We start from the raw sequence: 16,808 nt of genomic DNA on the forward strand, positions 1-16,808 counted from the left end.
ACATCTGTCTGTGACGCCGCTGATAGTACCAGGACTTAAAGCGCTTTAACGGTAGGTCCTGAGTGGCCGGGCCCAGACAGGAAGCGGGACGGCGAGCGCCCGGTTCGTCCAGTTCCGGCCGGGGAGCGGCGCCCGGGTGGCGCGTCGCCGGAGCCGATGACACCAAGGAGTACTCACCATGAAGATCGCCCTCGACCCGTACATGATCCGCAACACCCCACTGCTCGAACTGCCCGCCGTGGTGGCCGAGTTGGGCTACGAGTGGATCGAGCTGTCGCCGCGGGAGGACTTCATCCCGTTCTTCCGCCATCCGCGCCTCGATGACGGCACGGTCGCGAAGTTCCGCAAGGCTCTGGAGTCCGCGGGCGTCGGCATCTCCTCCGTCCTCCCCCTGTTCCGCTGGTCGGGTCCGGACGAGGACGCCAGGCAGGCCGCCGTACGGTACTGGAAGCGGGCCGTCCAGATCACCGCGGACCTCGGCGTCACCAGCATGATCTCCGAGTTCAACGGCCGCCCGGAGGACCCGGACCGCAGCGAGGCCCAGTTCTGGAAGTCGATGGACGAACTGCTGCCGCTGTTCGAACGCGAGGGCATCCACCTCGCCCTGGAGCCGCATCCGGACGACTTCATCGAGAACGGCTACGACGCGATCAACTTCATCCGCGGCATCAACCACCCGAACGTCGGCTTCCTCTACTGCGCCCCGCACACCTTCCACATCGGCAACGACGCCCCCGGCATCATCGAGTACGCGGGAGACCTGCTCACCCACGTCCACCTCGCCGACGCCCTCGACCACACCGCGTCCTCCGGCAACCGCTACATCCTCAACCCGCCCGGCACCCCGGCCCGCATCCACCAGCACCTGAACATGGGCGAGGGCGAGGTCGACTTCGACGAACTCTTCCGCGCACTCGACGCAGGCGGCTTCGACGGCACCCTCACCGCCTGCGTGTTCGCCTGGGAGGAGAAGGCCAAGGAGTCCTCCGTATTCATGCGGGAGAAGATCGGCGAATACCTGGCCACTTGGAAGTGACTCCGCCCGGCATTCACCCCTCACCTCGCAGGACTCACATCGCAGGCCCGTCGTCGTCAGGATGACGGGCGCACGAAGCGACGACTACGAAGGGCCAGAGGGACTGGATGGAGGTCACCACGCGTTCGGCGACACCAGCGGCACCGTGACGGTGCAGTTCGATCAGGAACCATGCCGCGCCGACGGCCATCAGGGTGGTCGCCGCGAACGAGGGCGCGGGCCGGAGCCCCCAGGGTGCGGTCCCTCCGCGATCGGCAGCCAGGACCGGCCACACCGCCAGCAGAGCGAATCCGACCGCGGCAACGAAACCGTGCCCCAGGGAACCCCCACTGCTCGGCGCCGGGAACAGTGCCACCCCCAACGTCGCCGCTCCACCGCCGGCCAGCGCCACACGTCCGGCGAGTGCCGCCGCACGCAGCCCCCAGGCGGTCAGCAGGTGACAGGCGCCCAGGGCGAGCAGTCCTCCGGTCATCACCCAGAATCCCGAGGCCCCGTACGCCGCCAGGACACTGATCGTCCGGGTGGCGGGGTCGTAGGCGGGTCCCTCCAGCACCGCCGCGATCGCCCAGCCTCCGGCCAGCAGGACGGGCGCACACCCCGACGAGAGCAGGGCCCATCTAGGAACAAGTCGCATCAGGACACCGTAAAACGCCTATCCCTGCAGATCCGGTTCCTGTTCCGGTCAGTCCCCCGACCTCCTCACTCCCGGCATCACCCTGGGCCACCGCCGGCGCCCGGATGCGGCGGACGACAGCTCCGAGGGGGCCACGCCGAAGCCCACGGACGCCGAGGTCAGCCTGTGGGCGGGGGGCATCAAGCCCTGGCGCTTGCCGCCGCAGGCTTCGGGTCCTTCGGCTCCTCGGTCCGCATCCACAGCACGAGGTGCCAGTCCTGGTCGTTGGCCAGCGGGTCCGCGGTGTGCGCAGGGCGGCCGTCGACGGTCGACGGCATGACGAAGGCGCAGGTGGCTGTGGAGTCCTCGCGGTAGTTGGCCATGTTGGCGGCCAGGATCGCCCGGGCGAGACGGTCGGTGTGCTCGGTGCGCAGGCCGGCCGGCAGCCGTAGCAGGGTGGTCGCGGTCAGGGCGCTCCAGTAGTGGGGAAACACGTCTCCCCACAGCCGGTTGGCGCCGAACCAGTAGCCGTCCCAGTGGCGGATCGCGATGCCGTGCATCCGGGCGTGCGGCTGCGGGCCGGAGAAGGCCAGCAGCCAGGGCAGCCGTTCGGCGACGGCGTCATGGAAGACCGGCTCGCCGGTCAGGGCGTACGCGTCGATGAGCAGGTCAAGGAGTGGGGCGACCATGGACTGCTCGTACGCGACCTCGTGCTCGGGCAGCCGGGTGCCGAGGCGTACGAAGTGCCGGGCGCTGTCGACGAGTTGGGCGCGCAGCGCCTCGGCTCGGGCGGTCTGCCCTGTGGTGTCGAGGCTGTCGGCGATGGCCCTCGTCGTCTGGGACAGCATCAGGGAGAGGTGTTCGGCGGCGCCGAGTTCGAAGCCGCGCTCGGTGATGCGGGCCGCCAGGTCAAGGGCGTCCTCGTCGCCGCGCAGGCGGTGCCGGTCGTGGAAGAACTGGGCCAGCCAGGGGGCGTCGTACAGCCGGGGGCCGGTGTACCAGTTCTGGGAGCCGCGGCGGGGCGGCGGTGTCGTCCAGCAGATGGGCGCGGACGAAGCGGGCCCAGCCGTCGAGAAGCGGTCCGGTCTGCTCGGGGTCAGCCCAGCCGCGGGCGGTGGCGAGTTGCAGCAGCAGCGGCATGGCGAGGCGTTCAGAACCGTCGGTCCAGTCCGACCAGCCGTTGGTGGCCTGGGTCAGCCCGGTGCGGGTGTCGACGGGCACGAAGGCGTGGGCGAGCAAGCCGGGGCGCTCGCGGGCCACCTGGTGCTCCATGATGTACGCCGTCCGCCGCCGCACGATCTCCCGCAGCGGCAGGTGGAAGAGGACCTCGGTACGGGCCCCGTTGTCCAGGTCCAAGGTGTACACGCCGTGGCGTACCAGCCCAACTCCCAGGAGACGGCAGTGGATTGGCCGGGTTGCAGGACGATGGGCGGCTGGCCGCCGAAGGCGCCGGGGTTGCGGGCGTGGTCCGTCACCAGGAGGACCAGGTGGCCGCGGGCGTTGGACATCGAGTTCACGTTCCGCGACTCGACGGCGTACGCCCGCAGCGCGCCCTCCCGCACGATCACGCCGAGAACGCGACCCCGGCCGGACATCGGCTGGGCCAGTGCCCAGGCCCAGGTGCCGCCGGTGAACAGGTGGGCGTGCACCGCGTGTTGGAGGGATCGCTCCGCCCCGTCGTACAGGTCGGCGAACGGTGTCTGGATGCCGAGCGCGGTGATCGTGACCGGCTCGGAGGCGATGTTGACGACGGCGTACCGCTCGTGGAGGGTCCGTCCGCGCACGCTGCGGTGCACCTCGACGCGCAGGCCCGGCAGCGGCGTGTACACGGCTTCCGCGCCGTCCTCCTCGATCCGCAGCCGCGCGGGGGTGTACCAGCGGGCCGCGCCACGTTCGGTGACGAGATGCCCCGAGCCCCACTGGTGTTCCACCGAGTGCCAGTCGGTGGTCTCCGCCTCCAGCAGAAACCGGCGCGCCGGGTCCTGCTCGTCGACGAACCGCAGCAGGGCGCCCGTGCCCGGGTCGAGCACCACGTGCCCGGAACCGAAGCGGAGAACAGACGGGTCAACGTCCGTTACTGCCACGTCAGTTGATTCCTTCCGTCCGCGAATGCGCCCTGCCGGTGGCCGGCCGCGAAGCGTTGAGCGTACTCGGCCGAGTAAACGATTCGAACAGTTCGTGGACACCGTCAAGGTCCGGGACGCGGTGATCACCGGGGCGTGACCGCGGCGGCGCCACGCGGCCGACGTCTCGCGGTCACCCGCTCGACGCCGGCCGCCCCCCGGGGATGCTTGACGGCTGGTCCTCAGCCAACGGGAGAGTGCATGCCTCGGTTCTGCAGCCACTCCAAGAGGACCGTTGAAGCCTCTGCCAGCTTGTCGGGCTGGTTGAGGTAGTAGTGGTTCGCGCCGACAAGGTGGTGATGGGTGACCTCACCGCCGAGGCTGTTCACCACGATGTCGGAGACCGGGGTGGGAACCGCGTTGTCCGCGCCGCTGGTGAGCACCAGGCTGGGCACCGTGACCCCGGGTCCCATCTTGTCGGTCGACGCGTTGGTGTCGTCGATGCTCCACTGTGAGAGCCAACTGCGGAGCGACGTGTACCGGGCCAGGGCGATCGGCGAGTTGTTCGCGACGGCCGGAGGACCGAGGAAGGACGTTCCCGGCTCCCGCTCGTTCGGGTCGAGCGCGGGGTCGAGCCAACGGGGCTCGCCCATCGTGCCGTAGACCACGAAGGGCATGTTGAGGGAGGCTTCCCCGCTGGGGCCAGAGTCGGCGAGCCGCTCCTTCACCCAGGCGGTGATGCGGCGGTTTCGCGCCAACTGGGCCTTTCGGTACTCGGCGATGAAGTCGGCTGAGTAGGGCGGCTGCGCCGCCTTGTCCTTCCCGAACAGGTCCAGAGCCGGATTCCGGCGGAACGGGTCGCGCTCGTCGGTGATCGACGCGTCCAGGGCGTCGGTGAGCAGTCGCGCGCGTGAGACGTGCGCGGACATCTGGAGAACGGCGTCCGCGGGAATCAGTCCGGAAAGGTCGACCGGGTCGCCGGCCGGCGTCTCGGTGACCGTGACCTTCTCGGCCTGAGCCTGGTAGAAGGTGGTCACCGGCCCGCCACCGCTCCATCCCCCGAGTACGACCTTTGCGTAACCGCGGTCCTCACGGAGATGGCGAACCCACTCGCCGAGGTCGAGGAGGACGTTCTCCATGATGAGCGCGGCGTCGTTGTACGGGTAGCGCGTGGTCGCACACAGGACATGCACACCGCGGCGTGCCAGTTCCTGCGGGAAAGGAAGGTTGTGGAGCGGACCCGTCGGGTGGATGAAAATTACGGCGGTGTCCTGCTTCACATCGGGCCGGGCGAGCAGTTTTCCTTCCAGGAACACCACATCGTCCCACGACGCGTAGATCTCGCGAGATCCCGAATTATTCGCATAGACGAGCGAGATATTCGTGGATTCGTAGCCGTCCGTAGTCATAACGGTCATTTTTCCGACTCCTTGCCTGACAGGGAAGACGATTCGGTCTGTGCCACCAGCTGTTCCACCGCCGGGTCGAGCCGGAACGGTTTACGGGACTCCACCATGATGATCTTCCACTCGAGGCGGTCGTATTCCTCCCACGCGGCCTGGATCGCCTCACGGGTCTCCCGCGACCAGCCGTGATGAATCCCCTGCGGGTCGTGGTTGATGAGACCCGGTGGCGCGGGCGAGTTGAAGATCGAGTCGCCGTGCACGAACACGACCTCGTCGTAGTCGGCGTTGCGGTGGTACCACGGCACCCGCTCCGTGCCGGGGGTCTTCTCCGAGGGCCTGGGCAGCAGGTTGATCAAGTGGAATCCGGGCGACGACAGGAAGACGTGCATCGACGGCGGCAGGTGAAGGCTGTCCGACATGATGACGTTCCAGTCCGCGATATTGAAGGCGAACGGGAAGAGGTCGCCCTTCCATCCGTGGACGTCGAACGGATGGACCTCGCTGATGACCTCGGAGTACTCGCCGTCGTACTTCACCTTGATCACGAACTCACCGAGCTCGGTCACGGGCTCCTGGAGGCTGGGGAGCCTCACGACGTCGGGGTCGATCGGCCCGTGCCGGCCGACACCGTCATACTTCGGTGTCCTCAGTTCTTCGAAGGACTCCAGGCCGAACAGGAGCAGCGGGGAGTCGACGAGAAAGCGATGGGTCGCCCCCTTGGGGATGTACACGTAGTCCCCGGCACCGAACGAAAATTCTCCGTATTCCGACTCGAATGTGCCGCTTCCCTCGTGGACGAACCAGCACTCATCGCCGTCCACGTTGCGGCGGAACCACGGCATCGACTCCTGCCGGCGGCTGATCCAGATCGCACCGTCGCTGTTGAAGAACACGCGCTGCGGAGTGCCATCGGCAGAAATGCTGTCGCTCGCCTGAAGGGCCTGGCTCAGGAACTGGGTATTGCGGAAGCGGCCCGTGGTGCGGAACTTCGTCGGGTCTTCGTTTCTGTAGAAGACCGTCGAGCGGCCGTCGAATCCCTCGCGTGTCAGTTCATCGTCGATGATTCCGCCGGTATCGCGATGCGCCTGCCGACTCGTGCGGCCCCGGCTCACCTGCATGAGGTGACGTGTTTCGCGCATGACTTTTCACCTTTCGGTGATGAATTCTGGCGGCGCTGAGATGGCCGCCGTCCCTACCTGCACAGTACGAGCCGAGAATAAGGTCGTCAAGCGCTTTACGATCTGATTTTCATGAAGAGCGGAGCTGGCCGTGCGGGCAGTGTTGTGACCTGCGCGGACCAGCGTTCGGTGCCTGTGGAGCGATCAGCCGTCCCGCTCGTCGGAGCAGTCGGCCACCGTCTGGAGCAGTTCCGCGAGCTGGCGCTGCTGCTGCGGATCCAGGGAGCTCAGAAACTCCTGCTCGATCTCGGTCTGCCCTTTGATGGCGCGCTCGAGCTGCGCCCGGCCGCTGTCGGTGAGCTGGATGACGATCAGCCGTCGATCGTTCGGGACGGGCTTGCGCCGCACCATTCCGGCTGCTTCCAGCTTGTTCACGGCACTGCTGACCGCCGCGCGTGTGGACCACAGCCGCTCTGCCAGCTCCCTGACCTCCAGGTCACCCTCGGCCCACAGGAAGCTGAGCAGCCGGAAGCCGGCCCAGGACCAGCCGAACTGCCGATGGTAGGCGTCCGATTTCGTGGAGAGCTGCATCCACGCCCGGCCCAGGTTCACGGCGACGAGCATCCGGACATGGCCTTCGTCGGACATCAGGCCTGCTTGCCGATGCTTCTTGCCAAGGAGCTCGGCCCATTGTGCCCGGTCGTTCGGCGTCATGATCATCCGCGTTTCTGTCTCGGCTGCAAGGGGGCAGGGTCGCGCACTTGCCCCGGAGTGGACTGGGACAACGTGGAGCGCATGAGTGCGATCCCCTGCCGTTGGTGATTTTCCCTCAGCATGGAACTGAGACCGAAGGCGACCGGGCAGCCGCCCCATTGAGTCCGCCGGCGGAGCCGCCGTTGGCCTCACACAGTCCCGCCCACATGGATGATGCATCAACTTCCGCAGAGTGCATCAGATGGCGGCGGGAGCTATGAGTCCGACAGGGTGGCGTCGCTCGCGGAGGCCGACGCGCGGGCAAATCTCCACGCCAGACGAGGAATGACGGCCGGATCGTCAGCCTGACTCACACCGACCGAACAGCCCCAGACAGCTCGCCGACCGAACCTGTCGACGACCGAGAGGTCGTTAAGCGGTTGACGAATCATCTATCGTGCGAGTAGAACATGCCAAGTCACCGATCCACTTCAGGTGGATGCCGCAAGAGCACTGCGCCCACGAGGGTTGCGGCACTGGATCCTGAGCAAGGAGAAGTTCTCATGACCAAGCAGATCAGTCGTCGTGGCGTGATGGCTGCCGCAGGCGGGACCGCCGCCGCTGTGTCAGCCTCGGTGGTCGCACCCCAGGCCGCTGCCGCAGCATCCAGGGGCAAGTCGCAGACGGAGATGTTCCGATTCGACAACTCCGCTGTGGTGTTCATCGACTACCAGCCCGAGATGCTCGAGGCGGTCCAGTCCATGGACCAGAAACTGATGATGGTCAACGTGAGGTCGCTGGCCCGCCTCGCGGTCAAGGTGGGGATGCCGGTCGTTCTGAGCACCGTCGGGGTCAAGGGCGGCGTCAACCACCCCACGCTCCCGGAACTGCGTGCGGAGATACCGGACGTTCCCGAGATCGACCGCACCACGATGAACGCCTGGGACGACGATGCCTTCCGCCAGGCGATGCTGAAGACCGGGCGCCGCCGTTTCATCATGCTCGGCCTGTGGACCGAGATCTGCCTGGCCTTCCCGGTGATGGAGATGCAGGCCGAAGGTCTCAAGACCACGTTCCCCGAAGACGCTGTCGGCGGCACGAGCAAGGAGGCGCACGACCTGGCGGTCCAGCGCATGATCCAGGCCGGCAGCGTGCCCAACACGACCTTCGCCCAGATCGCCGAGTCGGGCCTCGACTGGGCGTCCCCGCAGGGTGCGATCATGACGGAGATCTACACCTGGCGCCAGGCCGAGCTGGAGAAGCTCAACCAGGGCTGACTCGCCAGGAGCTCAACGGGAGAGCCCCTGGTCACGGTTGACGGAGGCTGACGTCGTCGCCACCCCTGCGTTCTGATCCATGGCTCCAGCATTCAAGCGCGGAGCCGTCATCGGGACGGCCAGGGTGGACCAGCCAGAACCAGGTTCAGCGAGGCTCGCTCTTCAGCCGGTGTGCGGCTCGTCCGCTACGTACCCTCGCCGCTTGTCGACGACGTTGCGTAGCGGGCGGCCCTCGATGTGGCGGGTGAGGTTGTCGAGGAACACTTCGATGAGCGTCTCCCGCTCACCGGTGGTCTCGCCCGCCGTATGCGGGGAGACGATCACACCGGGCATGTCCCACAGGGGCGAATGGGCAGGCAGTAGCTCCTGGTTGAAGACGTCCAGGGCGGCACCGGCGAGCCGGCCGTCGGCGAGGTGGCCGATGAGCGCCGCTTCGTCGACGAGGGCGCCACGGCCTACGTTGATCAGCCGTGCCCCGGGCTTCATCGCCGCCAGCACGGATGCGTCGACCATGCCCCGGGTGTCCTTGGTGAGAGGCGCGGCGAGGATGACGTAGTCCGCCTCGGCCAGGGCGGAAGCCAGCGTGGCGGGGCCGTGCACCATTCCGAAGTCGGGGTGTGACGACACCCGCCTCCAGCGATACGCGGAACGCCGACTGACGCGCCTCATCGAGCACGAAGACCGCAATGGCGGCGACCTGCTCGCCGCGCTGCGCGCCTACGTGACGGCGGCCGGGAACAAGTCGGTCGCGGCGAAGCAGGCCGGAATGTCCCGCCAGGCGTTCTACCAGCGCCTCCACACCATTGAACGGCTTCTGGGCTGCGACCTGGAATCGGGTTTGCAACGCACAGGCCTGCATGTCGCGCTGCTCTTCGTGGACTCGCGGGGAGGAACGGCTCCCGGCATCTGATGCTCTGCTCTCGGGTGCTGTCCTTGCGGGCGTTGGGTCACGTACGCGGCACAGAGCGGTTGACGCGTCACGTGGAAAGCCATACACTTAGATGACACATCAACTTAACGGGTTGTGCGGAGGCAATGATGCAGGCACAGCAGCAGATCTCGCGACGAACCGTCGCCCGGATCGAGGACAAGCTTCACCTCGGCCCGGACGCGCAGGTCGACGACAAGAGCCTGATGTTCTCCCCGCAGACCCCGGCACTGACCGACCCCTTCCTTGTGCTGGCCGACGACACGTTCTCGGAGCCCGGCTTCGAGTGGCACCCGCACCGGGGCATAGAGACGGTGACGCTGGTACTGGACGGGGTGCTGGAGCACGGCGACAATCTCGGGAACGCCGGCGCGCTGACCACCGGGGACGTCCAGTGGATGACCGCCGGTCACGGGATCATCCACCGCGAGCTCGCCTTCCGCAACGAACGCGCCCACACACTGCAGCTGTGGGTCAACCTGCCGGCCGACAAGAAGATGGTCGACAGCCGCTACCAGGACCTGCTCGCCACCGACCGGCCGTCCGTCGAGCGCGACGGTGTCCGCATCGACCTCATCTCCGGCTCCGCCGACGGCCTGACCGGCCCGGCGCGCACCCACTGGCCGATCTCCGGCTCGGTGATCACCATGGAGCCCGGCCGGAGCCTCGATCACGTCCTGCCCGGCCAGGACCGGGCGTTCTTCACCGTGCTCTCCGGCGCCGTGACCATGGCCGGCCGCACCGTGACCGCGGGGCAGACGGCCTGGTCCGATCCTCTGCCGGACGCAGACCTGTCCGCCATCGAGCTGCGGACCGGTGACGGCGACACCCCGAGCGTGGTCCTGACCTTCAGCGGGCCACCCATCGGACAGCCCGTCACGTTCGGCGGGCCCATGGTCATGAACACCCGGGCCGAGATCGAGCAGGCATTCCGCGACTTCCACAGCGGCAAGTTCGGCGCCGTCCCGCGCCAGGCCCGGTTGCAGTACCGCTGACCGCGTTCCGCCTTCTCGGCGACAAGACGCGGTCCGTACAGGGCCATGCCTCTCTGTTGGAGAGGCCGCAGTACTTCCTTCGGTTCACACGTCGGATCGCTCCCGATCCAAACGCACGGAGGCGACAGCCCGATGGACAGAGCAGCAGGTGTGACCGGTCCGGCGGATGCCGAGCGGGCCACGTCGACGCTGCCGGAACCGACCGGCCGCGAGGTACGGTCGGCCAGCCGCCGACGTCTCCTCACCGGTGCCGCCGCCGCGCTCGGCGCAACCGCGGTGGCGTCGCCGGCCGCGGCGGCGTCCACGGCGTACTCCTTCCCGTCCGGCCGGCCGATTCTGATCCGCCGGGCGACCGTGGTCACCATGGATCCCGCCCGTGGTGTGCTGCCCGAAACCGACGTCCTGGTCCGTGGCACCACCATCGCCGCGGTCGGCAAGCGGCTGCCCGCGCCCGCGCACACCACCGTCATCGATGCCGGCGGAGCCCTGCTGCTGCCCGGCTTCGTCGACACCCACCGGCACATGTGGCAGTCCGCGTTCCGGGGCGTGGGCGCGGACTGGACGCTGGGCAACTACATGGAATGGATGCTCACCAGGTGGGGGCCGCTGTTCCGCCCCGAGGACATCTACGCGGGCAACTACCTGGGCATGGTGGAGGCGGTCAACGACGGGGTGACCACCGTGACGGACTGGTCGCACGGATTGCGGACCCCCGAGCACGCCGACGCCGCCGTGGACGCGCTGTCCGCCGTACCGGGACGCGCCCGGCTCGCCTACGGCAACGCGTTCGCCCCCGACCTGAGCTGGGTGACCGACGGGCGCGTCGATCACCTGCTGAACACTCGGTTCGCCGGCCCGGACCAGCTCGTCACCCTGCAACTGGCGCTCGACATCTTCGCCGACACCGACGACGCGCGTCAGGCCCTGAAGTTCGCCCGCGACCGGGACCTGCCGGTCAGCTCCCACGCCGGCGTGTTCGGGGCGCTCGGCGACGACCAGATCCGGTTCCTCGAGGACAGCGGCGCGTTGTCACCGTCGTACACCCTGGTCCACGCCGCCGCGCTGAGCGACGACGCCTATCGGCGCATCGCCGACGGCGGCGCCCACCTGTCGATCTCCTCGGAGAGCGAGCTGAATGCCGGGCAGGGCTATCCGCCCACCGCGAAGGCACGCCGGTACGGCATCCCGATCTCGCTGTCGATGGACACCGTGGTCTGGTGGAGCGGCGACATGTTCTCGGCCATGCGCTCCACGCTCAGCGCCGACCGGGGCCTGGCCCACCTGCACGCCCACGAAGCCGGCGACGCGGTCGCCAACAACGCGCTGCGCGCCCAGGACGTGCTGGAGTACGCCACGATCGGCGGCGCCCGGGCGCTCGGCCTGGACCACCTCATCGGCTCGCTCACCCCGGGCAAGCGGGCCGACCTCGTCCTGCTGCGCACCGACACCCCGGCGATGACCCCCACCCACCACCCGGCCGGGCACATCGTCTTCCAGGCCGGCCGCGGCGACGTCGACACCGTGCTGGTCAACGGGCGGGTCCTCAAACACCGCGGCACCCTCATCGGCGTGGACCTGCCCCGCGCCCGGCAACTCGCCGAACGGTCCCTGGAGTACCTGCGCTCGCGGATCCCCGACGAGGACTGGCAGCGCGCCATGGACCCACCACCGGGTGCCACCGCCCAATAGCCGGGCAACGCCGACAGCGGCAGTGCGGCGCTGCCCGCCATGGGTACCGTGGCCTCCCATGCCACGTCCGCTCCCACTCTCCTTCTTGAGGATGTCGCCGCTCTTGACGTCGGAGGCCGGGTTGGAAGGGGCGAAGCGGGCCCGGCCGCCGAAGGCGAAGCGGTTGTCGGGGGTGAGGCGGACGTAGTGGCCGATGTTCTTGGAGTCGACGACCAGGCGACCGTTCGGGATCAGCTCCTTGGCGCGCGCCTCACCGAGCGGCTCGGTGACGATGATGAAGCTGCCGACCTTGATCAGCCGCTTGCGGAACCACGGCATCTGCTCCCCGGAGGGAGAGACGAAGGCACCCCCGGACGGGAAGGGGAAGGCCGCGGACGGACATCTTACGGATCATGTCGACTCCTCCCCCGAAGGGCGTCGTATTCCGTGTCGGCGTCCCCGTTCCGCCGGAGGCCGCCCACCGCCAACACTCCAGGACACGACCACGCCGCAACACCTCTGATGTCTCAGGGTGTTGCGGCGTCGTCCCGCCCGACCGACCCACTGTGCGGCGTGCCGCCGACTGAGAAAAACGCTTGGACTCCGCGGGCTCCGTCGCGGGACACTCCGATTCCCGGCCTGCCCGTACTCGCACAGTGGCTTCGCCGCGAGCTGCGCGGAGGCTCCGTCCTCGTGCCCCCGTCTGTCGGATTGCGATCTGAGCGAGGGCCCTCACTCGAACCGAGCTCCGCACGGACCTTGCAGCACGGCGTCTCCCGCAGAGACACGTGGCGGGCCGCACACGACGACACAGGATTCGGATGGGATCTCCTGAATCACGCGAGGTACCGCAATCACGCGAGGTACCGCCCGGCAGGGGCCCGGTGCTTCTCGCACTTCGTTACTACGGACGGGAGTTGGCCCGGCTCCGGCGGTTGACGCTGCCCGGGATGCTGCTGCCGGCGCTGGGCAACATCGGCATCCACTACATCGCGCCGCTGGTCGTCGCGAAGCTCGTCGGCCGAATCGCCGACGACGCCAGTATCACCATCGGTTCGACGCTGCCCTACGTCCTCGGCTTCGCCGGTGTCCTGCTGCTCGCGGAGACGCTGTGGCGCATCGGCCTGCACTGCCTGAACCGCGTTGACGCCCTCGGCATCGAGCACCTGTACGTGGTCGGCATGGACGAGCTGTTCGCCAAGGACGCCGCGTTCTTCCACGACAACTTCGCCGGGTCGCTGACCAAGCGGGTCCTGAGCTTCGCCTCCCGTTTCGAGGAGTTCGTCGACACGCTGACGTTCTCGGTCGTGGGCAGCTTCGTGCCGCTGGTGTTCGGGTCGGTGGTGCTGTGGCGGTACGAACCGCTGCTCGTGGTCGGGCTCTTGGCGATGATCGCACTGACGGCGCTGTGCGTGGTGCCTCTCATCCGTCGCCGCCAGGCGCTCGTCGATCAGCGCGAGGAGGCGATCGCCCGAGTGTCGGGCCATGTCGCCGACAGCCTGATGAACATGGACACGGTCCGGGCCTTCGCCGCCGAGGAACGCGAGGCGGCCGAGCACCGGTCCCGCGTCGCGGCGTCGCGACGGCTCATGCTGAGGTCGTGGGACTACGGCAACCTGCGCATCGACACACTGGTCGCGCCGATGTCGGTGCTGACCAACGCGCTGGGCCTGCTGCTCGCGGTCATGCTCGGCGGGGGCGGGCACGGCGTGGAGGCGGTCGTGGTCGCCTTCACGTACTACTCCAACGCGACACGGATCATGTTCGAGTTCAACCAGATCTACCGCCGTCTGGAGAGCTCGATGACGGAGGCCGCGCAGTTCACCGAACTGCTGCTGACGCCGCCGACCGTGCGCGACCCGGCGTCGCCGGAGCCACTGCTGCCCGGGGCCGCCGACGTCCGCTTCGAGCAGGTGACCTTCGCCCACGCGGGCGCGGAGCCGCTCTTCGAGGGCCTCGACCTGGCTGTGCCCAGCGGGACGAAGATCGGTCTCGTCGGCCGGTCCGGCGGCGGCAAGACCACACTCAGCCGGCTGCTGCTGCGGTTGATGGACATCGACGCGGGCCGGATCCTGATCGGGGGCCAGGACATCAGCAGGCTGCGCCAGGCCGACCTGCGCAGCCTGATCGCCTACGTGCCGCAGGACCCGGCGATGTTCCACCGCACGCTCCGAGACAACATCGCGTTCGCCCGGCCGGGCGCCACCGATGCCGAGATCCGCCGCGCGGCCGAGGCGGCGCACGTCACGGAGTTCGCCGACGCGCTGCCGGACGGCTTCGGCACCATGGTGGGCGAGCGCGGTGTCAAGCTGTCCGGCGGACAGCGCCAGCGCGTCGCTCTCGCCAGGGCGATCCTGCGCGACGCGCCGATCCTGCTGCTCGACGAGGCGACCAGCGCCCTGGACTCCGAGAGCGAGATCCTCGTCCAGGAGGCGCTGTGGCGGCTCATGGAAGGGCGGACGGCGCTCGTGGTGGCGCACCGCCTGAGCACGGTCGCCGGCATGGACCAGCTCGTCGTACTCGACCGCGGACGGATCGTCGAGCAGGGCACGCACCAGGAACTGCTCGCGTCGGACGGCGCCTACGCGAAGCTGTGGCAGCACCAGTCGGGCGGCTTCCTCGACGAGAGCCCCGTCGACGACAGCCCGTCGCGGTCCGAACTGCACTGAACGCGAGCCGGCGGGTCCTTCACGCACGGGGTTCCGGGAGTTCGGCGCGCCGGACAACTCGTCCGTCACACCGGCACTGCCAAGTACTGGTACTCCCCTCAAGGGCAGCGAACTCGTCCTGACCACCGGCATGCCCCTGCCCGAGGACCCGGCGGGCGTACGCCGCTACGTCGACGAACTCGCCGGCGTCGAAGCCACGGCCCTGGTCATCGAACTCGTACGCCGCCACCACCGCACGCCGCGGCGGACTGTCCCGGGAGACCGTCTACCAACGCCTGCGCACCGTCGCGCGCTTGCTGGCCTGCGACCTCGAGTCCGGCGAAGAGCGCACCGAACTCCATGTGGCGCTGACGGCACTCGACATCTTGCGGATCCATCCGTGAACCAGCGCGTTGCCTCGTGACCCGCCAGGCAACTTTACGGTCGTCTAGTTTCAGACCTCACGATCGTCCAGCTTGGAACTTTACGATCGTCCAGTAGGTATGTATGTTGTAACTGGCCGATCGTCCAGTGGCGGGCGAGCCGTTCGAGTTCGCGCAGCCCTCTGGCCGGCGCACCCCAAGAGACTTCCGACCAGCGAGGAGAGCGACATCGTGGCGACGACAACGCAGAGCACCAGGCGTCCCGGACGTCTCGTCAACTTCGAGGCGGCTCGCGAGAAGCACGGATCCAGGGCCGACCTCATGGCGGAGCTGCTCCAGGCGGGCGACCCTCTGGCCGACGCGGTCATCTCCGAGATCAACGAGCTCGGAAAGGAGGCCAAGCGCCAGCTGAACAAGGGCATCGCCGACGGGCTCGACAGCCTGGACAACCCGCCGCCGGCGATCGCCGCGTTCCTGACCCAGCTGGAGACCGTGCCAGAGTGGACCGATCGCGGCACGCTGGAGGCGGGAGACGTCTCGGACCTGTCGATTCCTCCGCTGTGGACGTTGCTGGCGTCGGCGGGAATGCAGCTGATCCACACGTATGCCTCGCCCGGCATCGCCAAGCTGCTGGTTCAGACGGGGTCGCTCACCAAGATGGCGCCGCGGCGACTGGTCGAGACCGGCGTATGGCACGAGCAGGCCGTGCTGCCCGGTGGTCTGCTGCGCGGCGCGCCCGGATATGTGGGCACGGCCCAGGTACGACTGCTGCACGCACGGGTGCGTCACACGGCGATGAAGCATGGCTGGGACAACGCAGAGTGGGGCGTGCCCATCAACCAGACGGACATCTTGCGCACCTGGTTCGACTTCACCGCCGTGCCCTTCCTGGCGGCACGCAAGTTCGGCATGACCTTCACCGAGGAGGAGCAGGCCGAGCGCTACCGCTACTGGTCGTACCTCGGACACCTGCTGGGCATGGACGAGCGGCTCCACCTGGACATCCGCAGCGACGACGACGCCGAGGCGTTTCTCGACCTGCTGGACTCCACCATCGACGAGCCGGACGAGAACTCCCGCGCTCTGACCGAGGCGATGCTGGAGTCCAACGTGGAGGCACTGACCGCCGGCCCCCTGTCCATGCTGGACCCCGCGACCCTGCGGGACCTCTTCAACGGGCTGCTCCGCCTCTACTACGGCGACCGGTTCGCCGACACCTTGCACCTTCCTCCCTCGCAGAGCGCCGGGCTGTTCCCACTGCTCGCCGCCATCGGTGCGCAGTCCTGGCAACTGCAGCGCAGCACGCCGGAGACCGCCGCGCTGGCCCTGGAGCAGTTCACCGCCATCAGGGCGGTCGGCGCCGCCGAGGCGATGCCGGACCACACCGCCTACCAGACGAACATCTCGCCGGAAGCCAACGCGGCCTGACCCCGCCGAGCCAGCTCCTTCCTCTCAACTCCCTTCATCAGGAGCAGTCATGACGCACGACTACAGTTCCCTGTTCATCGACGGCCAGTGGGCCGCCCCGCACTCCGCCGACGTCAACACCGTCATCAACGCCACCACCGAGCAGGCCATGGGCCGGACCCCGGTCGGCGACAGCGCGGACGTGGACGCCGCCGTCGCCGCCGCCCGCCGCGCCTTCGACGGCACCGGCTGGTCCGACCTGGAGCCGGACGCCCGGGCGGACGCCCTGGAGCGGTTCGCCAACGAACTCGAGAAGCGCTCCACCCTCATCGCCGAGACCGTCACCGCCGAAAACGGCATGCCCATCTCCCTGTCCATCCCGGCCAACGGCTACTCGGGAGCCGGGCTCCTGCGCTACTACGCCGGCCTGATCCGCAAGTTCCCGCTGGAAGAGGTGCGCGCGGGCGACCGCCCGGGCGACATCCTCGTACGGCGTGAACCCCTTGGGGTCGTGGCCGCCCTGGTGCCGTGGAACTATCCGCAGGCCCTGGCCATGATGAAGATCGCTCCCGC

General features: G+C 68.3%; 17 protein-coding genes and 2 pseudogenes. 10 read left to right on the forward strand and 9 right to left on the reverse strand.

What is annotated here, in order from left to right:
* Positions 1-178 precede the first annotated feature (178 nt).
* The gene (locus tag ACYVO6_RS26875) at positions 179-1,036 is read left to right on the forward strand and encodes a sugar phosphate isomerase/epimerase family protein (protein ID WP_461065427.1); all 858 of its coding nucleotides are present in this window, start codon (positions 179-181) and stop codon (positions 1,034-1,036) included.
* A gap of 34 nt (positions 1,037-1,070) precedes the next feature.
* On the opposite strand, the gene ACYVO6_RS26880 is transcribed toward ACYVO6_RS26875, so the two are convergent.
* The 7 genes from ACYVO6_RS26880 to ACYVO6_RS26910 all read right to left on the reverse strand — a co-directional run bounded on the left by ACYVO6_RS26880 (position 1,071) and on the right by ACYVO6_RS26910 (position 6,884).
* Complete coding sequence (locus ACYVO6_RS26880; RefSeq protein ID WP_461065429.1) at positions 1,071-1,670, reverse strand: DUF998 domain-containing protein; 600 nt, start codon at positions 1,668-1,670, stop codon at positions 1,071-1,073.
* A gap of 179 nt (positions 1,671-1,849) precedes the next feature.
* On the reverse strand, positions 1,850-2,497 hold the full coding sequence (locus ACYVO6_RS26885; protein WP_461065431.1) for a hypothetical protein: 648 nt from the start codon (positions 2,495-2,497) through the stop codon (positions 1,850-1,852).
* Between the two features lie 61 nt (positions 2,498-2,558).
* On the reverse strand, positions 2,559-2,909 hold the full coding sequence (locus ACYVO6_RS26890; protein ID WP_461065433.1) for a hypothetical protein: 351 nt from the start codon (positions 2,907-2,909) through the stop codon (positions 2,559-2,561).
* The gene (locus tag ACYVO6_RS26895; RefSeq protein WP_461065435.1) at positions 2,843-3,733 is read right to left on the reverse strand and encodes a hypothetical protein; all 891 of its coding nucleotides are present in this window, start codon (positions 3,731-3,733) and stop codon (positions 2,843-2,845) included. Before ACYVO6_RS26895 ends, ACYVO6_RS26890 begins: the two co-directional genes overlap by 67 nt.
* 221 nt (positions 3,734-3,954) lie before the next feature.
* Complete coding sequence (locus ACYVO6_RS26900; protein WP_461065437.1) at positions 3,955-5,130, reverse strand: alpha/beta hydrolase family protein; 1,176 nt, start codon at positions 5,128-5,130, stop codon at positions 3,955-3,957.
* Complete coding sequence (locus ACYVO6_RS26905; protein WP_461065439.1) at positions 5,127-6,257, reverse strand: cupin domain-containing protein; 1,131 nt, start codon at positions 6,255-6,257, stop codon at positions 5,127-5,129. The genes ACYVO6_RS26900 and ACYVO6_RS26905 overlap by 4 nt, the downstream gene beginning before the upstream one ends.
* A 183-nt stretch (positions 6,258-6,440) precedes the next feature.
* Entirely contained in the window at positions 6,441-6,884 is a 444-nt protein-coding gene (locus ACYVO6_RS26910; protein WP_461065441.1) for a MarR family winged helix-turn-helix transcriptional regulator, read from the reverse strand.
* 608 nt (positions 6,885-7,492) lie between these two features.
* On the opposite strand from ACYVO6_RS26910, the gene ACYVO6_RS26915 reads away from it, so the two are divergent.
* Positions 7,493-8,206, forward strand: a complete 714-nt coding sequence (locus ACYVO6_RS26915; protein WP_461065443.1) for an isochorismatase family protein — start codon at positions 7,493-7,495, stop codon at positions 8,204-8,206.
* A gap of 162 nt (positions 8,207-8,368) precedes the next feature.
* Here ACYVO6_RS26915 and ACYVO6_RS26920 read toward each other — a convergent pair whose 3' ends face one another.
* The gene (locus tag ACYVO6_RS26920; protein ID WP_461065445.1) at positions 8,369-8,809 is read right to left on the reverse strand and encodes an NAD(P)-dependent oxidoreductase; all 441 of its coding nucleotides are present in this window, start codon (positions 8,807-8,809) and stop codon (positions 8,369-8,371) included.
* On the opposite strand from ACYVO6_RS26920, the gene ACYVO6_RS26925 reads away from it, so the two are divergent.
* The 3 genes from ACYVO6_RS26925 to ACYVO6_RS26935 all read left to right on the forward strand — a co-directional run bounded on the left by ACYVO6_RS26925 (position 8,790) and on the right by ACYVO6_RS26935 (position 11,818).
* A complete protein-coding gene (locus ACYVO6_RS26925; protein ID WP_461065447.1) occupies positions 8,790-9,116 on the forward strand; it encodes a helix-turn-helix domain-containing protein in 327 nt (108 codons plus the stop codon). The genes ACYVO6_RS26920 and ACYVO6_RS26925 overlap by 20 nt on opposite strands.
* A gap of 125 nt (positions 9,117-9,241) precedes the next feature.
* Positions 9,242-10,129 carry a pirin family protein gene (locus ACYVO6_RS26930; RefSeq protein ID WP_461065449.1) on the forward strand — a complete coding sequence of 296 codons (888 nt, stop codon included), beginning with the start codon at positions 9,242-9,244 and terminating at the stop codon, positions 10,127-10,129.
* Between the two features lie 132 nt (positions 10,130-10,261).
* On the forward strand, positions 10,262-11,818 hold the full coding sequence (locus tag ACYVO6_RS26935; RefSeq protein ID WP_461065451.1) for an amidohydrolase family protein: 1,557 nt from the start codon (positions 10,262-10,264) through the stop codon (positions 11,816-11,818).
* A gap of 78 nt (positions 11,819-11,896) precedes the next feature.
* On the opposite strand, the pseudogene ACYVO6_RS26940 reads toward ACYVO6_RS26935, so the two are convergent.
* A pseudogene (locus tag ACYVO6_RS26940) lies at positions 11,897-12,136 on the reverse strand (FAD-dependent oxidoreductase); the annotation flags it as partial.
* A 482-nt stretch (positions 12,137-12,618) separates the two neighbouring features.
* Between ACYVO6_RS26940 and ACYVO6_RS26945 the strand changes: the two are divergent.
* The 5 genes and pseudogenes from ACYVO6_RS26945 to ACYVO6_RS26965 all read left to right on the forward strand — a co-directional run.
* The gene (locus tag ACYVO6_RS26945) at positions 12,619-14,466 is read left to right on the forward strand and encodes an ABC transporter ATP-binding protein (RefSeq protein ID WP_461065453.1); all 1,848 of its coding nucleotides are present in this window, start codon (positions 12,619-12,621) and stop codon (positions 14,464-14,466) included.
* Between the two features lie 130 nt (positions 14,467-14,596).
* Positions 14,597-14,650: pseudogene (locus ACYVO6_RS26950) on the forward strand (hypothetical protein); the annotation flags it as partial.
* A gap of 91 nt (positions 14,651-14,741) precedes the next feature.
* Entirely contained in the window at positions 14,742-14,849 is a 108-nt protein-coding gene (locus tag ACYVO6_RS26955; RefSeq protein WP_461065493.1) for a hypothetical protein, read from the forward strand.
* A 210-nt stretch (positions 14,850-15,059) separates the two neighbouring features.
* Complete coding sequence (locus tag ACYVO6_RS26960; protein ID WP_461065455.1) at positions 15,060-16,256, forward strand: oxygenase MpaB family protein; 1,197 nt, start codon at positions 15,060-15,062, stop codon at positions 16,254-16,256.
* 49 nt (positions 16,257-16,305) lie between these two features.
* Positions 16,306-16,808 (forward strand): aldehyde dehydrogenase family protein (locus tag ACYVO6_RS26965; RefSeq protein WP_461065457.1); only part of this gene is annotated, 503 nt, incomplete at its 3' end.

This window comes from Streptomyces pseudoechinosporeus (assembly GCF_054783935.1).

What these genes read in the sequence shown, in the direction of transcription:
- ACYVO6_RS26875 (WP_461065427.1), top strand. Translation starts at nt 179, where the DNA reads ATGAAGATCGCCCTCGACCCGTACATGATCCGCAACACCCCACTGCTC.
- ACYVO6_RS26880 (WP_461065429.1), bottom strand. Translation starts at nt 1,670, where the DNA reads ATGCGACTTGTTCCTAGATGGGCCCTGCTCTCGTCGGGGTGTGCGCCC.
- ACYVO6_RS26885 (WP_461065431.1), bottom strand. Translation starts at nt 2,497, where the DNA reads ATGCTGTCCCAGACGACGAGGGCCATCGCCGACAGCCTCGACACCACA.
- ACYVO6_RS26900 (WP_461065437.1), bottom strand. Translation starts at nt 5,130, where the DNA reads ATGACCGTTATGACTACGGACGGCTACGAATCCACGAATATCTCGCTC.
- ACYVO6_RS26905 (WP_461065439.1), bottom strand. Translation starts at nt 6,257, where the DNA reads ATGCGCGAAACACGTCACCTCATGCAGGTGAGCCGGGGCCGCACGAGT.
- ACYVO6_RS26910 (WP_461065441.1), bottom strand. Translation starts at nt 6,884, where the DNA reads ATGTCCGACGAAGGCCATGTCCGGATGCTCGTCGCCGTGAACCTGGGC.
- ACYVO6_RS26915 (WP_461065443.1), top strand. Translation starts at nt 7,493, where the DNA reads ATGACCAAGCAGATCAGTCGTCGTGGCGTGATGGCTGCCGCAGGCGGG.
- ACYVO6_RS26920 (WP_461065445.1), bottom strand. Translation starts at nt 8,809, where the DNA reads ATGGTGCACGGCCCCGCCACGCTGGCTTCCGCCCTGGCCGAGGCGGAC.
- ACYVO6_RS26930 (WP_461065449.1), top strand. Translation starts at nt 9,242, where the DNA reads ATGATGCAGGCACAGCAGCAGATCTCGCGACGAACCGTCGCCCGGATC.
- ACYVO6_RS26935 (WP_461065451.1), top strand. Translation starts at nt 10,262, where the DNA reads ATGGACAGAGCAGCAGGTGTGACCGGTCCGGCGGATGCCGAGCGGGCC.
- ACYVO6_RS26945 (WP_461065453.1), top strand. Translation starts at nt 12,619, where the DNA reads ATGGGATCTCCTGAATCACGCGAGGTACCGCAATCACGCGAGGTACCG.